Below are 18092 nucleotides of genomic sequence, written 5' to 3'. Positions count from 1 at the left end.
GCTGGGCCGGCGTGCTCGGCTACCCGCTCGGGCGGGCGCTGGAGCCCGTCGGCGGCCCGCCGCCGCGTCCGGTGCCGCGACCTGCCGCGACGCTCGTCTACCACGACCACGTCGCCCGCTGCGACGCCGAGGGACGCTGGTGGCTCGAGGCGCTCGTCGCCCCGGGGGACGACCCGCGGCCCCGCCTCGACGCGCTCGCCGCCGCGCTCCGGGCGGCCGCGACGACGGAGCCGGCCGAGGTCGCCTGCGCCGAGTGGCGCTCTGTGCCAGAGGCGGCCGGGCACGCCCTCGCGGTCGACGCGGCCGTCGCCCGCATCCACGCCGGCGACCTCTTCCAGGCGAACATCTGCATGCGGCTCGAGAGCCGGCTCGAGCGCGGCACGCTCCTCGACGTCTTCGCCGGCGCCTGGCGGCGGCTGCGACCGGCGAAGGCCGCGTTCCTCGCGGACCCCGACGGCCGGGGCGGCGTCGCCTCGCTCTCCCCCGAGCTCTACCTGCGCAGAGCGGGGCGCGCCGTCCGCAGCAGCCCGATCAAGGGGACGCGGCCGCGCGGCGCCGACGCCCACGCCGACGCCGAGGCCGAGGCCGAGCTCCTGTGCGCCGAGAAGGACCGGGCCGAGCACGTGATGATCGTCGACCTCGTGCGCAACGACCTCGGGCGCGTGTGCCGCCCGGGTAGCGTCCGGGTGACGTCGCTCGCGGAGGCGCGCGAGGCGCCGGGCGTGTGGCACCTCGTCTCCGACGTCGACGGCGAGCTCGAGGCGGGGCTCGGCGACGCGGACCTCCTGCGCGCGACGTTCCCGCCGGGCTCGGTGACCGGCGCCCCCAAGGTCGCGGCGATGCGCACGATCCACGAGCTCGAGAGCACGGGACGCGAGGCCTACACGGGAGCGGTCGGCATCGCCTCGCCCCTCGCGGGCCTCGACCTCAACGTCGCGATCCGCACCTTCGAGGAGCGCGACGGGGCCCTGTGGCTCGGCGCGGGCGGAGGGGTCGTGGCGGACTCCACCGGCGTCGAGGAGGCACGCGAGGCCTCCGACAAGGCGGCTCCGCTCCTCGCCGTCATGGGCTCGCCGCCCCCGCGGCCCGTCCGGGCGTCGAGCCCCGCTGCCGAGGGCCCGGCCCGCCACCGGCCGGTCCCCCTCCCGCGCCCGGAGCCGGAGCGCGGCGTCTTCGAGACGCTCCTCGCTGTCGACGGCACGCTTCCCGAGCTCGAGGCGCACCTCGCGCGGATGGCGGCGAGCGCCCGGGCGCTCTGGGACGCGGAGCTGCCCGGCGAGGTGGCATTGCGCGCCGAGGAGGAGGCGCGCGCCGCCGGCCCCGGTCGCCACCGGGTCCGGGTCGACGTCCGCCCGCGACCCGGCGGCGGGCTCGACGTCGAGGCGCTGCACGGCGCCCTCCCGGCCGGCACGGGCTCGGGGGAGGTCGTGCGCCTGCGACCGGTCGTGGTCCCCGGAGGGCTGGGCACCCACAAGTGGGCCGACCGCCGCCTCTGGGAGGCGCTCGAGGCGCAGGCGCCCGGGACCCTTCCTCTCCTCGTCGACCTCGACGGGTCCGTGCTCGAGACCTCGCGCGCGAACGTCGTCCTCGTCCTCGCCGACGGGTCGATGGCCACGCCGCCGACCGACGGGCGCATCCTCCCGGGGACCACCCGCGCCCGCCTCCTCGCCCAGCGGCGCGCCGACGGCGTCGCGGTCGCCGAGCGCCCCGTGGGACGCGACGAGCTGCGTCGCGCCGCCGAGATCCTGCTCACCGGGGCGCTGCGCGGCATCGAGCGGGGCGTGCTCGCGGAGGACGCATGAGCGGCCCCCCGCCCGCGCTCCACGCGCGCTTCCCCGTCCTCCGGGGGTCGCTGCCGCATGTCCGGCTCGGGACGCCGCCGACCCCGGTGACGCGCATCCCCGGGCTCGACGCCAGCGAGAGCGAGGTGTGGGTGAAGGACGAGGGCGCCTACGGCGACGGCGGCTGGGGCGGCAACAAGGTCCGCAAGCTCGAGTGGATCCTCCCCGACGCGCGGCGGCGCGGCCACCGCGTCGTGCTCACCTTCGGCGCCCTCGGCACCAACCACGGCCTCGCGACCGCCCTCTACGCGCCCCGGTGCGGGCTGCGCGCCGTCGTCGCCGTCGTGGACCAGCCGCTCGACGACCACGTGCGGGCGCAGTTCGAGCGCCTGCTCGCCTCGGGGGCGACCGTCCACCGGACACGCACGCCGCGGCGGACGATGCTCCTCCTGCCGACGCTCCTCCTCCGGCACGCCGAGGGCCGGCGGCCGCCCTACGTCCTCCCCACGGGCGGATCGTCGCCGCTCGGCGTCCTCGGCGCCGTCGAGTGCGCGCTCGAGCTCGCCGGGCAGGTCCGGGCGGGTGAGCTGCCCGAGCCGCGGTCGGTGGTCTGCGCCGTCGGGACGGGCGGGACGGCCGCAGGCCTCCTCCTCGGGCTGCGGATCGCCGGTCTCTCCACGACCGTGCACGCGGTCATCGTCAACGACCTCATGCGGCTCGACGAGCGCGTCGTGCGCCGGCTCGCCGGCCGCGCGGCGCGCCTGCTGCGACGGCGCGGCGCCGACGTTCCCGCGCCATCCGCCCGCAGCGGCGACCTCGTCGTCGACCGCAGCGCGCTCGGCGCGGGCTACGGGCAGGCGACGCCGGCGGCCGGGGCGGCGCTCCTCGACGCCGCCGAGCACGGCGTCGCCCTCGACCCGGTCTACACGGCGAAGGCCCTCGCGGGGCTCCGTGCGGCGGCGGGACAGGGCGCGCTCGGCAGCGGGCCCGTCGTGCTGCTGCGGACGCACGGCCCGCGCGAGTGAGGGGCCGCTGCGCCGCGTGCCGCCGCGCATCCTTCCCGCGTGGCGGGAAGGATCCGCGGCGCGGGCGGCGCGGATCGAGGGGACGCGCGCGTCAGGCGACCGGGAACGCGAGCGGGTCGGCCGCGAGCTCGGCGCGAGGGCACTCGGCGCCGATGCGCCGCATGACCATCCAGAGGTCCGGCAGCTCCGGGTAGACGATCGGCTTGCCGCTCGTGACGATCGCGCACGAGGTCGCGCGGGCGGGATCGGCCCAGCCGATCGTGTTCGTGTAGCCGAGATGGCCGAAGGTCCGCTCGGTGTCAGGCCCGAAGAGGGAGAGGACCTGCGCGCCGAGCATGAACCCGAGGCTGTACCGCGTCGGGAAGCCGAGCGTCAGGTCGATCTCGCGGTAGGACTGCTCGGTGATCGCGCGGCGGATCGTCCGGGGCTCGAAGATCCGCAGGCCGTCGAGCTCGCCGCCCCGCCGCAGGAGCTCGAAGAAGCGCGAGAGCTCGAACGCGCTCGCGACGCCGTTGCCGGCGGGGACGATGGCCTCGAGGAACCGCGGGTCGTTGGAGAGCGCGGGGATCTCGTCGGGGCTCTTGCCGAGCGCGCGCTTGAGGATCGTCGAGACCGGAGGCAGCGTCGGAGCCCCGGTCGCGTAGCTGAGACCGACCTCGGGCACGTCCTCGGGGGCGACCCCGATGTTGCACCAGCGGAAGCCGAGGGGGTCGAGGATCTCCTCGGCGAGCACGTGCCGGATGTCCCTGCCGCGGACGCGGCGGACGATCTCGTCGATGATGAAGCCGCCGGAGATCGCGTGGTAGGCGAGCGCCTTGCCCGGGCGCGAGAGCGGCTTCGCGTCGCACATCGTCTGCACCACGAGGTCGTGGTCCGCGGCGTTCTCGAGATCGAGGACCGTCGACGGGAGGCTGGGAACGCCCGCGCGGTGGGAGAGGACGTGGGCGACCGTGATGCGGTGCTTGCCGTGGCGTGCGAACTCGGGGATGTACTCGCAGACGCGGTCCCCGAGATGGATCTCCCCGCGCTCGTCGAGGAGGTGGGCGGCCATCGCGGTGATCGCCTTCGACGCCGAGAAGATGACGAACGGCGTCCGCGTCGTCACCGGCACGCGCTCGGCGTCCCGATCGTCGCGCGGCCCGTTGCCGCGGGCGTGCCCGATCGCGCGGTCGAGGACGACGTGGCCCTCGCCGCGGACGCAGAGCTGGATCGCGGGATGGACGCCGCTGCGGTACAGACGGCGGACGGACCCCCAGATCCGCTCGATCTGGTCGCGCGTCATCCCCACCTCGGCGGGATCGACCTCCTCCCCGACCGCGGTGATCGCGTCGAGGTCCGCCGGCACCCGGATCCGCCGCAGCGGATCGGGCCCGACCGGGGGACGGGGGATCAGCGGCGGCAGGGCGGTGCGGGGGTCAGTGGTCCTTCTTCTCGTTCAGCGCAGAGAAGATCGCGGCGCCGATGAAGAAGAGGCAGGGACCGAGGACGGCGATGGCCATGAACTCCATGTCTCGGAACTCTACGGGGCCGTGACGCGCAAGGATGTCCGGGTGCCCCTCCGCCGCCCCGTCCGCCGCGTCGCGATCCTCGGCGCCGGGCTCTCCGGACTCAGCCTCGCCCTCCGGCTGCTCCCCCACGAGGGCCGCCCGGAGATCGTGCTCGTCGATCGGCGCGACGACTTCCGCCGCGACCGCACGTGGTGCGCGTGGGAGACCGCGGCGTGGCCGATCTCCGGCGCGGCCCGCCGGCGCTGGGCGACGTGGCGCGTGCGCGCGGAGGGCCGCGAGGCCGTCCACCGGGGGTCGGCGATCCCGTACACGTGCTGGTCGTCGGACGCGGTGCACGACGCGGCCTTCCACCGGCTCGAGCGGGCGGGCGGCGTGCAGCTGCGGCTCGGCGAGCGGGTGCGCTCGATCGACCCGCACGCGGGGACGGCGACGACCGACCGCGGCGGGGTCGAGGCGGACCTCGTCATCGACGCCCTCGCGGCGAGCTCCCCGCTCGCCGCGCGCGGGCGCCGGTCGACGCCGACGTCGACGCCCGCGCTCGTGCAGTCGTTCCTCGGGGTGGAGATCGTCACCGAGCGACCGGTCTTCAGCCCGGGCGTCGTCGACCTCATGGACTTCGACGCGCTCCCGGGCGCCGCCGGGCTCGTGCGCTTCCTCTACGTCCTCCCCTTCACGGAGAGCCGCGCGCTCGTCGAGGACACGACCTTCGGCGCCGGGGCGCTCGCGCCGGCGCGCCGCCGCGCGGCGCTCGCCGACCACCTCGCCCGCCTCGGCGCCGGGGCGTGGACGACGATCCACGAGGAGCGCGGGACGCTGCCGATGTCGCTGCACGGCCGAGACGGCGCGCCCTGGCCGGATCGCCGCGGCGCCCGCTGCTGGACGGCGGGCTGGGCCGCGGGTGCCCTGCGGCCGTCGAGCGGCTACGCGCTCGCCCGCATCCAGCGCCACGCCGCGGCGATGGCCGACGCCATCGTGCGGGGCCATCGACGGCCCCCCGGGGTCGGACGACGGCGCGTCGACACGCTCGACGGCGTCCTGCTCCGCGCCCTCGCCGAGGACCCCGCCGCGGCGCCGGCCTTCTTCCGCGACCTCGTCGAGCGGACCTCCCCGGAGACGTTCGCCCGGTTCATGTCGGACGCCTCGACGCTCGCCGACGAGGCGCGCGTCGTCTCCGCCGCCCCGCTCGCGCGCTTCGCGGGGACCGCGGCGGGTGCGCTCCTCTCGCGCTGATCCGCGAACGGCGCCGCGTCTGTTCCCCAGCCATCGCGATCCGTGCGAGGATGCCGCTCCGGACATCGGAGGAGCACGGAGTGGAACTCGTACCCAAGGCGATCACGCGACCGGTGTCGCGGCTCGGCGCTGCAGCTCAGAACGCCCTCGAGGTGGCGCGTTTCGGCGGCCTCGAGACGGGCGACGAGCACGCCCCGTTCGAGGTCGTCGCCGAGCAGCGCGTCTACCGGCTGCGACGCTACTTCCCCGACGACTCCCCGGCCCGGCGCCTCGGCGCCGCGGGCAGCGACCGGCCGGCCATCGTCCTCGTCCCGCCCATGATGCTCTCGGCCGAGGTGTGGGACGTCTCCCCCCACTCCTCGGCGGTCCGCGACCTCCACGCCGCCGGCATCGATCCGTGGGTCGTCGACTTCGGCGCGCCCGACCGCGAGGAAGGGGGCCTGCAGCGCACGCTCACCGACCACGTCCTCGCGGTGAGCGACGCGATCGAGCGGGTCCACGCCGAGACGGGGCGGGACGTCCACCTCTCGGGCTACAGCCAGGGCGGGATGTTCTGCTACCAGTCCGCCGCGTACCGGCGCTGCGAGGGCATCGCGAGCCTCATCACCTTCGGCAGCCCGGTCGACACGCGCGGGGTCCTCCCGTTCGGCCTCCCCGAGGAGATCATCGGAGGGGTCGCGACCGTCGCCGCCGAGACCCTCGGCCGCGCGAACCTCCCCGCGTGGGCGAGCCGCACCGGCTTCCGCCTCCTCGACCCGGCGAAGGCGCTCCGTCAGCGCGTCGAGTTCGTCATGGCGCTCCACGACCGCGAGGCGCTCCTCCCCCGCGAGAGCCAGCGGAGGTTCCTCGCCGGGGAGGGCTTCGTCGCGTGGTCGGGGCCGGCGATCGCGGAGCTCATGCGCCAGTTCGTCGCGCACAACCGCATGCTGCAGGGCGGCTTCATCATCGACGGGAACCTCGTCACGCTCGCCGACATCGACTGCCCGGTGCTCTGCTTCGTCGGGGAGGTCGACGACATCGCTCCGCCGCCGGCCGTGCGCGCGATCACGCGCGCCGCGCCACGCGCGGAGATCTTCGAGCGCACGCTGCGCGCGGGTCACTTCGGGCTCGTGGTCGGCAGCACCGCGACGAAGTCGTCCTGGCCGGCCGTCGCCGAGTGGCTCCACTGGCGCGACGCGGGCGCGGAGGGCGATCCGCCCGACGAGGTCGCGCCGATGGCGACGACCGAGATCGCGAAGGGCGAGAACGGCCGCGCCGCCGCCGGGCTCGGGTACCAGCTCGAGCTCGCCGCGGACGTCGGCGTGACCCTGACGAAGTCGGTGCTCGGCGGAGCCTCCCGCACGGTCCGCAGCGTCCGCGAGCTCACCCGCGAGGCCGCCTCCCAGCTCCCGCGTCTCGCGCGGCTCGAGCAGATCCAGCCGAACACCCGGATCTCGCTCGGCCTCCTCCTCGACGAGCAGGCGCGGCGCAGCAGCGAGCGCGTGTGCTTCCTCTTCGAGGACCGCGCGCACTCGCAGGCGGACGCCAAGCGGCGGATCGACTACGTCGTCCGCGGTCTCGTCGAGATCGGCGTGCGCCAGGGCGAGCACGTCGCCGTCCTCATGTCGACGCGGCCGTCGGCGCTCGTCGCCGTCGCGGCGCTCAGCCGGCTCGGCGCGGTCGCCGTCCTCCTTCGGCCCGACGGCGACCTCGGTCGCGAGCTCGAGCTCGGCGGCGCGACGAAGGTCGTCGCCGACCCGGAGCACGCCGAGCTCGCGCGGGGGACGGGCGCCGACGTGTTCGTGCTCGGCGGCGGCGGCGGCGAGCGCGACCTCGGGCTCCCCGGGGTCGTGGACATGGAGCAGATCGACCCGGAGGCGGTCGAGCTGCCCGCGTGGTACTCGCCGAACCCCGGGAAGGCGACGGATCTCGCGTTCGTGCTCTTCACCGGCGAGGGCCGCCGCACGCGGGCGATCCGCATCACGAACCGCCGCTGGGCGATCTCCGCGTTCGGCACCGCCTCCTCGGCGGCGCTCGGGGCCGCGGACACCGTCTACAGCGTCACGCCGATCCACCACCCGAGCGGGCTCCTCATGTCGATCGGCGGCGCGATCGCAGGGGGCGCGCGGCTCGCGATGTCGCAGCGGTTCGACGCCTCGACGTTCTGGGAGGAGGCGCGCCGCTACGGGGTCACGGTCTCCGGCTACACCTGGACGCTGCTCCACGACCTCGTCGAGGCTCCGGCGCACCCCGCGGAGCGCCATCACGGCGTCCGCCTGTTCATCGGCTCCGGCATGCCCCGCGGCCTGTGGCGCCGGGTCCTCGACCGCTTCGAGCCCGCGCGGGTGATCGAGTACTACGCGCCCACGGAGGGCGACGCGATCCTCGTCAACCTCGGCGGCAAGAAGCCCGGGTCGATGGGCCGGCGCCTCCCCGGCGGCGCGCAGGTGCGGGTCGCCGCCTACGACGTCGAGACCGACCGGCTCGTCACCGGCGAGGACGGGTTCGCGATCCCGTGCGAGCCCGGGGAGACCGGCATGCTCCTCACCCGCCTGGCGCCGGGCATCCGCGTGAGCGACCCGCCGATGCGCGGCGTCTTCCGGCGCGACGACGCCTGGCTCAAGACCGGGGACCTCTTCCGCGTCGACGAGGACGGCGACCACTGGCTCGTGGACCACGTCCCCGCCCTCGTGCGGACGGCGAACGGGCCCGTGTCCAACCGGCCGATCGAGGACGCCCTCGGAGACCTCCCGAGCGTCGACCTCGTCGTGAGCTACGGCTGGTGCCCGGAGCCCGGCGACGACGAGATCGCCATCGCCGCCCTCACGCTCCGCCCGGGGCACGACCTCGACCCGGCCGACCTCGACGCCGCGCTCTCGGTGCTCGAGCCGCACCAGCGGCCGTCGCTCGTCCACGTCATCGACGAGATGCCGCTGACGACCTGGTACCGGCCGACGGCGGCGCCGCTGCGCGAGCAGGGGATCCCGCAGCCGGCGCGTCAGGGCGAGCCGAAGCGCGCCTTCACGCCGGACCCGCGCAAGGACGGCCGCTACCGCGCGCTCACGCAGGCGGCGCGCAAGCGGCTCGTCGAGACGTAGGGCGGCCGTCACCGCCGCCGCCGTCCGGCGTTCCGACGACGCCGAGCGTCGCTCGTTCTCCACACGTCGCGCCGCCCGGCGACATGTGGAGAGCCGGCGACGCGGAGCGTCGCCAGGATGCCGGACGCTCAGCCGACGTCGCGGAGCTCGGCCGGCAGGCGATCGCCGGCGACCGCGGCAGCGCGGCGCACGAGGTCGGCGCGCACGGCCTCGGGAAGATGCGCCGCGATCGCCACGAGGTCGGCCCAGAGCCCGCCGGCGTGCGCGGCCTCGACGACGGCGACGATCGTCGGCTCCTCCCCCAGCGCGGGCGCCGACGCGAAGCGCGCCCGGCGGTCCTCGGACATGACGGGACCGAGGGGGAGGAGGTCCGGCCACAGGCCCTCGCTCGTCGCGGCGCGGACGAGCCCGTCGATCCGCGCGAGGTCCTGCGCCGCGGCGGCATCGGCGAGGAGAGCGCGTCGCGACTCGCCGAGGTGGCCGAAGACGTGGAGCGCCTCCGGCCAGAGCCCCTCGGCGTCGGCGACGCCGACGATCCCGTGGAGTCGCTCCTCCGGCAGCAGGCCGAGGACCGCGTCGAGCCGCTGCTTCTCCTCGAGGACGAAGCCGCAGCGCAGGAGCGACGCGTCGTCCATCACCTCGAGGCAGCGCTCGATCGTCCCGTCCGCGAGATGGCCGACGAAGCGCCCCATCGCGACGTGCTCTCCGCGGCCGGTGAGGATCTCGGCGACGGCGACGACCTTCTCCTCGGGGATGCGGACGATGATGTCGCTCGCGCGCCGGGGATCCATCGCGACGGCGATCTCCGCGAGGAACTCCGGCGGCAGGCGCTCGGCGACGGCGACGGCGCGCCCGGTCTCGATGACGGCGGTGAGCCGGGCGATGAGCGTCGGTCCCATCGCGCGCTGGGCGACCGTCGCGCTCACCTGCGGCGGGACGACCTTCGCCCCCGCGGCGATCGCGTGGAGCGAGTCGGCGTCACCCTCGTGGAGGACGTCGACGACCTGCTCGCGCAGCGCGCGGACGTCGTCGGCGCCCGCGGGCGCGAGGCCGCGGAGCCTCTCGGGCTCGACGCCGAGGACGTGGGCGAGCTTCGCGATCTCGGCCCGGGTCTCGAGCGCGTCGCTCACAACCCGAGCACCTTCTTCACCGGGCCGCGCAGGAGGCGCGGGACGTGGCGCAGGCTCTGCTCGGAGGCCTCACGCAGCTCGGCGCGCTGCTGGGCCCGCGCGTCAACGACGGCGGCCGCGAGGTCGGCGACGACGTCGTCGGGGAGGGCGCTGATGCCCTCGGGAGGCGTCGCGCCGCCGAGGGCGTCGCGGAGCGCCGCATGCGGATCGTCGTCCGGCATGCGGCGTATCCCATCACGTCGACGCCCAGGCCGCCCGCGGATCGGGGAGCGGCGTGAGCTTCGCCTCGATCTCGGCGCGCTGCGGCTCGAGGTGGGGCGGGAGGATGATCACCGAGCCGAGATCCTCGAGCGGGACGTCGACGGTGAACCCGGGGGCGTCGTCGGAGATCTCGAAGAGCACCCCGCTCGGCTCCCGGAAGTAGATCGCCTTGAAGTAGTGGCGGTCGATGACCGGGCTGGGGCGCACGCCGGCGTCGCGCAGGCGCGAGAACCACACCGGGTGCTCGTCGACGGTCGTCCCCCACGCGACGTGGTGGACCGTCCCGGCGCCCGGCCGTCCGCGAGGCGCGGTGGCGGCGGGCGGCTCGTAGGCGATCGTGCCTCCGCGGCGGTCGCCGCGCAGCGCGAACGCCGTCGCCCCCCGGCCGGCGTCGTCGGGGACCTCGGTTGCGCCGAGCAGCCGCTCGAGGAGCGGCCGGGTGCGCTCGACGTCCGTCGTGTACGCGCGCACGCCGGCGAAGCCCTGGAGCGCGTGCTCGGCGGGGACGTCCGGATGGATCGCGCGCAGCGGCTCGTCGGGGAGGTCCGCGGGCGCGACGGCGAGCTCGTGGGCGAGGCCCTCGGGATCGGCGAAGCGCAGCCGGTCGTCGGCGAGGCGCTCGGTCGTCACGCCCTCGGCGGCGAGCCGGCCGGCCCAGAAGTCGATCGACTCCCGCGAGGCGACGCGCCACACGATCGTGTGGACCATGCCGTCGCCTGCTCGGCCGGGGACCGCGCCCGGATACTCGAAGAAGGTGATCTCGCTGCCGGGCCGGCCGTGCTCGGAGCCGTAGAAGAGGTGGTAGACGGACGGATCGTCCTGGTTGACCGTCTTGGCGACGAGCCGGAGCCCGAGGACGCGCGCGTAGAAGTCGACGTTCGCGGCCGCGTCGCCGGTGATCGCGCTGATGTGGTGGATCCCCTCGAGGTGCATGCGCATATGATTGCACACGCAACTACCTGCTCCGGGCGGTGTGCCCGCTCAGGGCTCGTCGCCCGCCGCCTCCGCAGCGACGGCGTCGTAGGCCGACGGGACCAGCGCCTCGCGGAGCGCCTGCAGCCGCGCCCGCCTCGTGCCGGAGCCCCGCTCGGGGAACGTGAGGTCGACGGTCGCACCGTCGGCGGTGCCGGTGATCGTGAGCGGCACCTGCGTGATGAGGACGTAGTCGCGGGTCTCGATCTCGAACGGCTCGAGGAGCTCCGGCCGGTCGCGGAGGGCCTCGCACGCCTCTTCCGCCGCCGGCCAGGTCCCGCCGACGGGGTCGCACTCCAGGGTGCGCGTGACCTCCCCCGCCCCGCCTGTGAAGGTGAGCCGGAGGTCGATCGCGGCCCCGCCCGCGGCGGGGGCGCCGCCGGCGTCGTCCTCGTCGTCCCCGCAGGCGGCGAGCGCGAGGGCCGCGAACGCGACGGCGGCGAGGGACAGGAGCCTGCGGTGTCCGCGCATGCCCCCATGGTGACGGACGGCGTAGGGTGGCCGCCGTGGTGGATCCGATCACGGCGCCCGACGACTTCGGCCGCAGCGACCGCACGCAGCTCGCGCTCCTGGCGACGCGGCTGCGACCGTCGCTCGGGCACCGGCTCGCGCCGCTCCTGCGGCGCGGCGAGGTCGCGGTCGTCCACGGCCTCGCGGCCGGCCTGCGCTTCCCCGCCGCCGCGCTCCCGCCCGTGCACGCGCACACGCGCCTCGTCCTCCTCGGCGACCTCGAGGTGCCCCTGCAGGAGGCGCTGCGCCGCCACGTCGCCCCGGGCGCGGTCGTGTGGGACGTCGGCGCGAACGTCGGCTTCTTCACGCTGCTCGCCGCACGGCTCGCGACCGCCGGCGGGGCCCCCGGGCGCGTCCTCGCCTTCGAGCCGGTTCCCGCGGTCGCGCGGCACGTCGCCGCCGCGGCGACGCGCAACGGGTGCGCCGACGCGGTCGAGGTGCGCGCCGCCGCGCTCGCGGCGGAGCCGGGCCGGGCGGCGTTCCACGTCGTCGCCGACGGCAGCTGGTCGCACCTCGCCGACCGCGGCGCGCACGAGCGCACGGCGGAGACCATCGAGGTCGAGGTCACGACGGTCGACGCGCTCGTCGCCGCCGGCTCTCCCCCGCCCGACGTCCTCAAGATCGACGTCGAGGGCTCAGAGGTCGCGGTGCTCGAGGGCGCGCGCGAGACGCTGTGCGCCCACCGGCCGCTCGTCCTCTGCGAGCTGCACGAGACGAACGCCGAGGTATGCGACCTCCTCGACGCCGAGGGCTACGTCGCGACCTCGCTCGACGGCACGACGCACCCGCGCGAGGCGGGCCCGTCGCGCCTCATCGCGCGTCCGCCTACGGCTTGACGGCCTCCTCGCGCTCCTCGAGCGCCTTCGTGCGGGCGCTCATGGACCGACCGAGGGCCTGGACCTCCGCGTCCATCTTCGGGACGAGCGTCGGGGCGTGGCGGCGGACCTCGCGCTCGCCGAGCGGCGTCGTGAGGAGCGGCTTGAGCCAGCGCACGAGCCCGACCCATCCGGGCACGTTGATGCGCGTCGAGCGCTTCTCGATGCCCTTCACGAACGCGTTGACGCACGCCTCCTCGGAGGTCGTCTTCGAGAGCGGCCAGGGCAGCTTCGAGATCATCTCGCCGAAGGCGCCGAGATCCTTCTTCGCGTCCTGGACGAGCGGCGTGTCGATCCACGACATGTGCGCCGAGCCGACGTCGACGCCGAGGTGGGCGATCTCCGGCCGCAGCGAGTTGGCGAGATGCTCGGCGCCGGCCTTGCTCGCGTGGTAGGCGACCATGCCGGGCGCGGCGACGTAGGCGGCGAGCGAGGAGACGACGAGGACGTAGCCGCGGCGCTCGATGACGCTCGGCAGCGCCGCGCGGATCGTGTGGAAGACGCCGAGGACGTTGACGTCGACGACGCGCTTGAAGGCCTCGGGATCGACGGCCATGACGGACCCGTAGCTCGCGATCCCCGCGTTCGCCATGACGACGTCGATGCCGCCGAAGCGCTCGACGCCCAGGGCGACGGCGCTCTCCATCGAGGCGAGGTCGCAGACGTCGGCGACGACGTGGACCGCCTTGTCCTCGCCGATCTCCGCGGCGAGCGCCTCGAGCGGCGCGACGTCGAGATCGGTGAGGACGACCCGCGCCCCCTTCGCGGCGACCGCGCGCGCGGTGCCGGCGCCGATGCCGCGCGCGGCACCCGTGATGAGGACGACCTTCCCGGCGAGTGAGCTCATGCCGGGACGGTAGCGCCATCCCCCCTGACGTTGGTCACGCTGAGCGTGAGCTTCGTCGGGTGGGGTGGGTCAGGTGGGGCGCATCGCGGCCATGAGGGTGGCCACGAAGTCCGCGAAGCGATCCGGCGTGTAGGCCTCCGGCTCGGCGAGGAGGAGGCGCGCCGCGTCCTCCGCGGCGGTGACGATGAGGCGGGCGAAGAGCTCGGGATCGATGTCCGGGCCGCCGCGGCGCTCGATGCCCCACGAGATGAGGGGCTGCAGGAGCGCCAGGACCGACTGCTTCGCGCGGCGGATGCGCTCACGCAGCTCGACCGGCGCGCCCTCCACGGGGAGGATGGCGAGCCTCCAGGTGCGCGGATCGTCGCGGACGACCGTGAGGAAGGCGCGGATGGCCTCTGTGAGGATGACGTCCGGGTCCTCGTCGATCGCGATGTCGGGGAGGACGCCGCGGATCTGCACGAGCGCGTCGTGCTCGGTGCGCTCGACGAGGGCGGAGACGAAGCCGTCGAGGTTGCCGAAGTGCGAGTAGACGACGGTCCGCGCGATGCCGGCGTCCCGCGCGACGCGGTCGATCGAGATCGCGGCGTAGCCCTCGGTGATGATGATGTCGGCGAGGACGTCGAGGAGCTGCGCGCGGCGCTCCTCCGCGGACATGCGGCGGGTCGTGCTGGCCACGGAGGCGACTTTCGCACACCCGTGTGACCTGTGATGTGCAGTCGTGTACCTACGGACACGAAGGTACAGAGCTGTAGGTACAGTTCTGCGCCTGACACGACGACGCTTCAGGAGAGCACGTTGATCACCTCATCCCTCGCCTCGGTCGAGGCGCCCGCCGCGGGTGCGCCGCTCGCCCAGATCGCGATCGCGACGATCTTCGCGGTCGGCTCGACGCTCGCGCTGCTCTGGCTCGTCCAGGCCCACCGCGCGGGGCGCTCCCAGCTCCTCGCCCGCGCCGGGAAGGCTTCGGCGCGGCTGCTCGGCATGCCGCCCTGGGCGGCCCTGCCGACCCTCGTTGCCTCGGTCGGCCTCACCGCGGGCGCCCTCGGCGTCTTCTGGGACATCTCGCTCCACATCGAGGAGGGCCGCGACGTCGGTCCGCTCGCGAACCCCTCGCACTATCCGATCCTCTTCGCGCTCTACTCGATCTTCGCGGCGGGGCTCCTCTCGATCGCTCTCCACGAGCGGTCCGCCACGCCCTCGCAGCGCGCGCTGAGGCTGCCGTTCGTCCCGATGACCGCGCCCGTCGGCGGTGCGCTCCTCCTCGGCGCCGGGGTCTTCGCGCTCTCCGGGTTCCCCCTCGACGACCTCTGGCACCGCATGTACGGGCAGGACGTCACGCTCTGGGGCCCGACGCACCTCATCATGATCAACGGGGCGATCCTCACCGTCCCGATCCTCATCGTCCTCACGCTCGAGGCCAAGCGCGCGGCCGGGCACGACATGGCGGCGCCGCCGACGTCGCTCGCCGAGAGGATCGCGCGCCTCTTCCTCCCCGGGGCCTTCCTCTTCGCCATCGCCTTCTGGGCGACGGAGTTCGACTGGGGCGTGCAGCAGTACCGCATGGTCTGGCATCCGCTGCTGCTCGCGCTCGGCGGCGGCCTCGCCCTCGTCGTCGGCCGCCTCTGGCTCGGCCGCGGCGGCGCGCTGCAGGTCGCCGCGACCTACGTCGTCCTGCGCGTGCTCATGAACCTCTTCGTCGACGGCATGGGCCAGACGGCGCCCGTCCTGCCGCTCTTCCTCGTCGAGGCGCTCCTCATCGAGCTGCTCTGGCTCCGCGGCCGCCCCGAGGAGCGCCCGCTGCGGTTCGGCGCCCTCGCCGGCCTCGTGTGCGGCACGGCCGGGTTCGCCGGTCACTACGCCTGGACGCAGGTCGCCTCACCCGCGCCCTGGACGGTCTCGATGCTGCCGGAGGCGATCCCGACCGCGATCCTCGCCGGCATCGCCGGCGGTCTGCTCGGGGGCCTCATGGGCGCGGGCCTGCGCGGCGAGCTGCCGCTGCGCGCGGTCCGCCGGCCCGTCGCGCTCGGCGCGACCGCCGTCCTCGTCGCTCTCGGCGCCAACGCGCTCGTGGTGAAGAACCCGTCGGACCTGCGCGCGGACATCACGCTCACGCCGGTCGCGAGCGAGGAGGGCCGCTCGGCGATCCTCACCGCGCGGGTCTCCGACCCCGAGTTCGTCCGCGACGCGTCGATGCGGTACGTCCTCGCCTGGCAGGAGGGCCTGAGGACGATCGACCTCGAGGAGGTCGCGCCGGGCGTCTGGCGCTCCGCGCAGCCGATCCCGCTCCACGGCGAGTGGAAGACCATGCTCCGCGTCTCGAACGGGTACGCGATGGTCGCGGTCCCGCTGCACCGGCCCGCGGACCCGGAGGTCCCCGCGCCGGCGATCGTGCGCCCCGCCGCGTTCTCGGCGGCGTTCCTCGCCGACACGAGCGTCATCCAGTCCGAGCGCAAGGACTACGTCCCCGGCTGGCTCTGGGCCCCGTCGGCGATGATCATGCTCCTCTTCTGCGCGCTGTTCATCGCGGGCATCGCGATGGGCATCGCGCGGGTCACGGCGACCGAGGACCCGCCGGACGGCGAGCGCAGCAACGGGCCCGGCCGCCGGCTCCTCCCCCGGCCGATCGCCCGCCGGCTCGCGACGACCGGTGCGCTGCGATGAGCGCGCGGGCCGTCCCCCACCGCCGCGTGGCGATCGTCGGCGCGGGCTTCGGGGGCCTCGGCGCGGCGATCCGGCTGCGCCGGGAGGGCGTCGAGGACCTCGTCGTCCTCGAGCGCCGCGACGACGTCGGCGGGACGTGGGACGCCAACCGGTACCCCGGCTGCGCCTGCGACGTGCCGTCGCACCTCTACTCGTTCTCGTTCGCGCCGAACCCGACGTGGTCGCGGTCGTTCTCGCCGCAGCCGGAGATCCAGCGCTACCTGCGCCGGGTCGCCGACGAGCACGGCGTCACCGCGGACGTCCGGTTCGGGACCCCGGTCGAGGAGGCGCGCTGGGACGAGGAGGCCCTCGTCTGGCGCCTCGCGCTGCCCGACGGCGAGGCCCTCACCGCCGATGTCCTCATCAACGCGACGGGAGCGCTCAGCGAGCCGGCGCTCCCCGACATCCCCGGCGTCGAGGAGTTCGACGGCCCGATCATCCACTCGGCCGACTGGCCCGCCGACGACTCGGCGCTCGACGGCGCGCGCGTCGCCGTCGTCGGCACCGGCGCCTCGGCGATCCAGTTCGTCCCCCAGATCCAGCCGCGGGTCGCGGAGCTGACGGTCTTCCAGCGGACGCCGCCGTGGATCGCGCCGCGACTCGACCGGCCCCGGCCCGGCGTCGAGCGCGCGCTCTTCCGCGCGGTCCCCGCGCTCGGGCGGCTCGCCCGCGAGGGGATCTTCTGGTCGCGCGAGCTCGTCGCCGCCGCGATGGTGCAGGCGCCGTGGGCGCTGCGCGGGCTCGAGATCGTCGCGAATGCGCAGCTGCGCGCGCAGGTGCGCGACCCCGAGCTGCGGCGCAAGGTGACCCCGGACTACAGGATCGGCTGCAAGCGGATCCTCATCTCCAACGACTACCTCCCGGCACTCGACCGGCCGAACGTCGACGTCGTCACCGACCGCATCGCCGAGATCCGCGGCCGGCGGGTCGTCACGCGCGACGGCGCCGAGCGCGAGGTCGACGTGCTCGTCCTCGGGACGGGCTTCCAGGTCACCGACAACCCCTCGGCCGAGCGCATCGCCGGTCGCGGGGGCGTGCGTGCGAGCGAGCTGTGGGACGGATCGCCGCGGGCGTACCGCGGGACGACGATCGCCGGCTTCCCGAACCACTTCCTCCTCGCCGGCCCGAACACCGGGATCGGCCACACCTCGCTCGTGTACATGATCGAGGCGCAGCTCGACCACGTCGTCGACTGCCTGCGCCAGCTCCAGGGGACCGGGGCGGTGGCGATCGAGGTGCGCGACGACGCGCAGGCCGAGTGGAACCGGCGCGTCGACCGCGCGATGGAGGGCTCGGTGTGGACGGCCGGCGGCTGCGCGTCCTGGTACCTCGACCGCACCGGGCGCAACTCGACGCTGTGGCCGGGCCTCGCATCGACCTTCCGCCGTGAGCTGCGCGAGTTCGACGCCGCGGACTACGCGCTCCACCACGCCGCCGAGGTGCCGCAGCCCGTCGTCGCGTGAGAGGCGGGCCGGGCGCGGCTCGAGACGGCATGATGGGGGCATGTCGACGCCCCCGACCGGACGCTACGCGGGCGCGTCCGCCGAAGAGCGGCGCGCGGCGCGGCGCGTGCGGCTCCTCGACGCGGGCTTCGCGCTGCTCGGCGAGGACGGCGGCCGGGCGACGACGGTGCGAGCGGTCTGCGATCGCGCGGGGCTCAACTCGCGCTACTTCTACGAGAGCTTCGACGACCTCGACGCGCTGCTCGTCGCGGTCTTCGACCGGGTCGCCGACGAGCTCACCGAGCGCGTCCTCGCCGCCTACGCGGAGGCGCCGGAGGGGATCGAGGCGAAGTCGCACGCGACCGTCGAGGCGCTCGTCGGCCACTTCACGGACGATCCGCGGCGCGCCCGCGTCGCGTTCGTCGAGGCGCTCGGCAGCGAGGCGCTCGCCCGCCGGCGGCTCGACCGCATGCACGAGGTCGCCGCGCTCGTCACGGCGACGGCGCGCGCGTTCGCCGGCGTCCCCGACGACCGCGATCCGATCGCCGAGATCACCGCGTCGATGCTCGTCGGCGGCATCGCGGAGCTGCTCATCGCCTGGCTCGACGGCCGTCTCGGCGACATCACGCGCGACGACCTCGTCCGCGACGTCGCGGCCCTGTGGGTCGCGACGGGCCAGTCCGCGATGCGGATCGCCGCCGCCCGCGCGACCACCGAGCAGTGAGTGTGGATCG

Annotated in this window: 15 protein-coding genes; 8 read left to right on the top strand and 7 right to left on the bottom strand. The window is 75.2% G+C overall.

From position 1 onward, the window contains the following. Both ACME2J_RS05365 and ACME2J_RS05360 read left to right on the top strand, forming a co-directional pair. Positions 1-1802: bifunctional chorismate-binding protein/class IV aminotransferase (locus ACME2J_RS05365; RefSeq protein WP_495543847.1), on the top strand; the 1802-nt coding region annotated here is incomplete at its 5' end. Next, complete coding sequence (locus ACME2J_RS05360) at positions 1799-2806, top strand: 1-aminocyclopropane-1-carboxylate deaminase/D-cysteine desulfhydrase (RefSeq protein ID WP_495543846.1); 1008 nt, start codon at positions 1799-1801, stop codon at positions 2804-2806. The genes ACME2J_RS05365 and ACME2J_RS05360, both read left to right, overlap by 4 nt. A 91-nt stretch (positions 2807-2897) precedes the next feature. On the opposite strand, the gene ACME2J_RS05355 is transcribed toward ACME2J_RS05360, so the two are convergent. Continuing rightward, the gene (locus tag ACME2J_RS05355) at positions 2898-4151 is read right to left on the bottom strand and encodes a serine hydrolase domain-containing protein (RefSeq protein ID WP_495543845.1); all 1254 of its coding nucleotides are present in this window, start codon (positions 4149-4151) and stop codon (positions 2898-2900) included. A gap of 205 nt (positions 4152-4356) precedes the next feature. Between ACME2J_RS05355 and ACME2J_RS05350 the strand changes: the two genes are divergently transcribed. Next, entirely contained in the window at positions 4357-5544 is a 1188-nt protein-coding gene (locus ACME2J_RS05350) for a lycopene cyclase family protein (RefSeq protein ID WP_495543844.1), read from the top strand. A gap of 50 nt (positions 5545-5594) precedes the next feature. Then, on the top strand, positions 5595-8621 hold the full coding sequence (locus ACME2J_RS05345; RefSeq protein WP_495543843.1) for an AMP-binding protein: 3027 nt from the start codon (positions 5595-5597) through the stop codon (positions 8619-8621). A 128-nt stretch (positions 8622-8749) separates the two neighbouring features. On the opposite strand, the gene ACME2J_RS05340 is transcribed toward ACME2J_RS05345, so the two are convergent. Genes ACME2J_RS05340 through ACME2J_RS05325 form a run of 4 tightly spaced genes read right to left on the bottom strand, consistent with a single transcriptional unit; the run spans position 8750 to position 11455 of the window. Continuing rightward, positions 8750-9751, bottom strand: a complete 1002-nt coding sequence (locus ACME2J_RS05340) for a hypothetical protein (protein WP_495543842.1) — start codon at positions 9749-9751, stop codon at positions 8750-8752. Continuing rightward, positions 9748-9972, bottom strand: a complete 225-nt coding sequence (locus ACME2J_RS05335) for a hypothetical protein (protein WP_495543841.1) — start codon at positions 9970-9972, stop codon at positions 9748-9750. Before ACME2J_RS05335 ends, ACME2J_RS05340 begins: the two co-directional genes overlap by 4 nt. A gap of 13 nt (positions 9973-9985) precedes the next feature. Beyond that, on the bottom strand, positions 9986-10945 hold the full coding sequence (locus ACME2J_RS05330; protein ID WP_495543840.1) for a VOC family protein: 960 nt from the start codon (positions 10943-10945) through the stop codon (positions 9986-9988). Between the two features lie 48 nt (positions 10946-10993). After that, positions 10994-11455, bottom strand: coding sequence for an SSI family serine proteinase inhibitor (locus ACME2J_RS05325; RefSeq protein WP_495543839.1), 462 nt, complete (start codon positions 11453-11455; stop codon positions 10994-10996). A gap of 38 nt (positions 11456-11493) precedes the next feature. Between ACME2J_RS05325 and ACME2J_RS05320 the strand changes: the two genes are divergently transcribed. Then, complete coding sequence (locus ACME2J_RS05320) at positions 11494-12330, top strand: FkbM family methyltransferase (RefSeq protein ID WP_495543838.1); 837 nt, start codon at positions 11494-11496, stop codon at positions 12328-12330. Here ACME2J_RS05320 and ACME2J_RS05315 read toward each other — a convergent pair. Beyond that, a complete protein-coding gene (locus tag ACME2J_RS05315) occupies positions 12320-13216 on the bottom strand; it encodes an SDR family oxidoreductase (protein WP_495543837.1) in 897 nt (298 codons plus the stop codon). The two genes, ACME2J_RS05320 and ACME2J_RS05315, sit on opposite strands and share 11 nt — an antisense overlap. 69 nt (positions 13217-13285) lie before the next feature. After that, positions 13286-13891, bottom strand: coding sequence for a TetR/AcrR family transcriptional regulator (locus ACME2J_RS05310; protein WP_495543836.1), 606 nt, complete (start codon positions 13889-13891; stop codon positions 13286-13288). Between the two features lie 120 nt (positions 13892-14011). Between ACME2J_RS05310 and ACME2J_RS05305 the strand changes: the two genes are divergently transcribed. From ACME2J_RS05305 to ACME2J_RS05295, 3 genes are read left to right on the top strand one after another with little or no spacing between them, the layout of a single operon-like run. Next, complete coding sequence (locus tag ACME2J_RS05305) at positions 14012-15877, top strand: hypothetical protein (protein WP_495543835.1); 1866 nt, start codon at positions 14012-14014, stop codon at positions 15875-15877. Further along, positions 15874-17379 carry a flavin-containing monooxygenase gene (locus tag ACME2J_RS05300; protein ID WP_495543834.1) on the top strand — a complete coding sequence of 502 codons (1506 nt, stop codon included), beginning with the start codon at positions 15874-15876 and terminating at the stop codon, positions 17377-17379. The genes ACME2J_RS05305 and ACME2J_RS05300 overlap by 4 nt, the downstream gene beginning before the upstream one ends. A 40-nt stretch (positions 17380-17419) precedes the next feature. Continuing rightward, positions 17420-18082: a TetR/AcrR family transcriptional regulator gene (locus ACME2J_RS05295; RefSeq protein ID WP_495543833.1), complete on the top strand. Its 663-nt coding sequence runs from the start codon at positions 17420-17422 to the stop codon at positions 18080-18082. Positions 18083-18092 lie beyond the last annotated feature (10 nt).

The sequence above is a fragment of the Paraconexibacter sp. genome (genome assembly GCF_059438195.1).
Note: the sequence above shows the minus strand (reverse complement) of the source record. Positions and strands in the feature narration are given on the sequence as shown.

Excerpts from the sequence above, each read along its gene's own strand:
- ACME2J_RS05335 (WP_495543841.1), bottom strand. The coding sequence starts at position 9,972 with ATGCCGGACGACGATCCGCATGCGGCGCTCCGCGACGCCCTCGGCGGC.
- ACME2J_RS05295 (WP_495543833.1), top strand. The coding sequence starts at position 17,420 with ATGTCGACGCCCCCGACCGGACGCTACGCGGGCGCGTCCGCCGAAGAG.
- ACME2J_RS05325 (WP_495543839.1), bottom strand. The coding sequence starts at position 11,455 with ATGCGCGGACACCGCAGGCTCCTGTCCCTCGCCGCCGTCGCGTTCGCG.
- ACME2J_RS05315 (WP_495543837.1), bottom strand. The coding sequence starts at position 13,216 with ATGAGCTCACTCGCCGGGAAGGTCGTCCTCATCACGGGTGCCGCGCGC.
- ACME2J_RS05300 (WP_495543834.1), top strand. The coding sequence starts at position 15,874 with ATGAGCGCGCGGGCCGTCCCCCACCGCCGCGTGGCGATCGTCGGCGCG.
- ACME2J_RS05360 (WP_495543846.1), top strand. The coding sequence starts at position 1,799 with ATGAGCGGCCCCCCGCCCGCGCTCCACGCGCGCTTCCCCGTCCTCCGG.
- ACME2J_RS05345 (WP_495543843.1), top strand. The coding sequence starts at position 5,595 with ATGCCGCTCCGGACATCGGAGGAGCACGGAGTGGAACTCGTACCCAAG.
- ACME2J_RS05330 (WP_495543840.1), bottom strand. The coding sequence starts at position 10,945 with ATGCACCTCGAGGGGATCCACCACATCAGCGCGATCACCGGCGACGCG.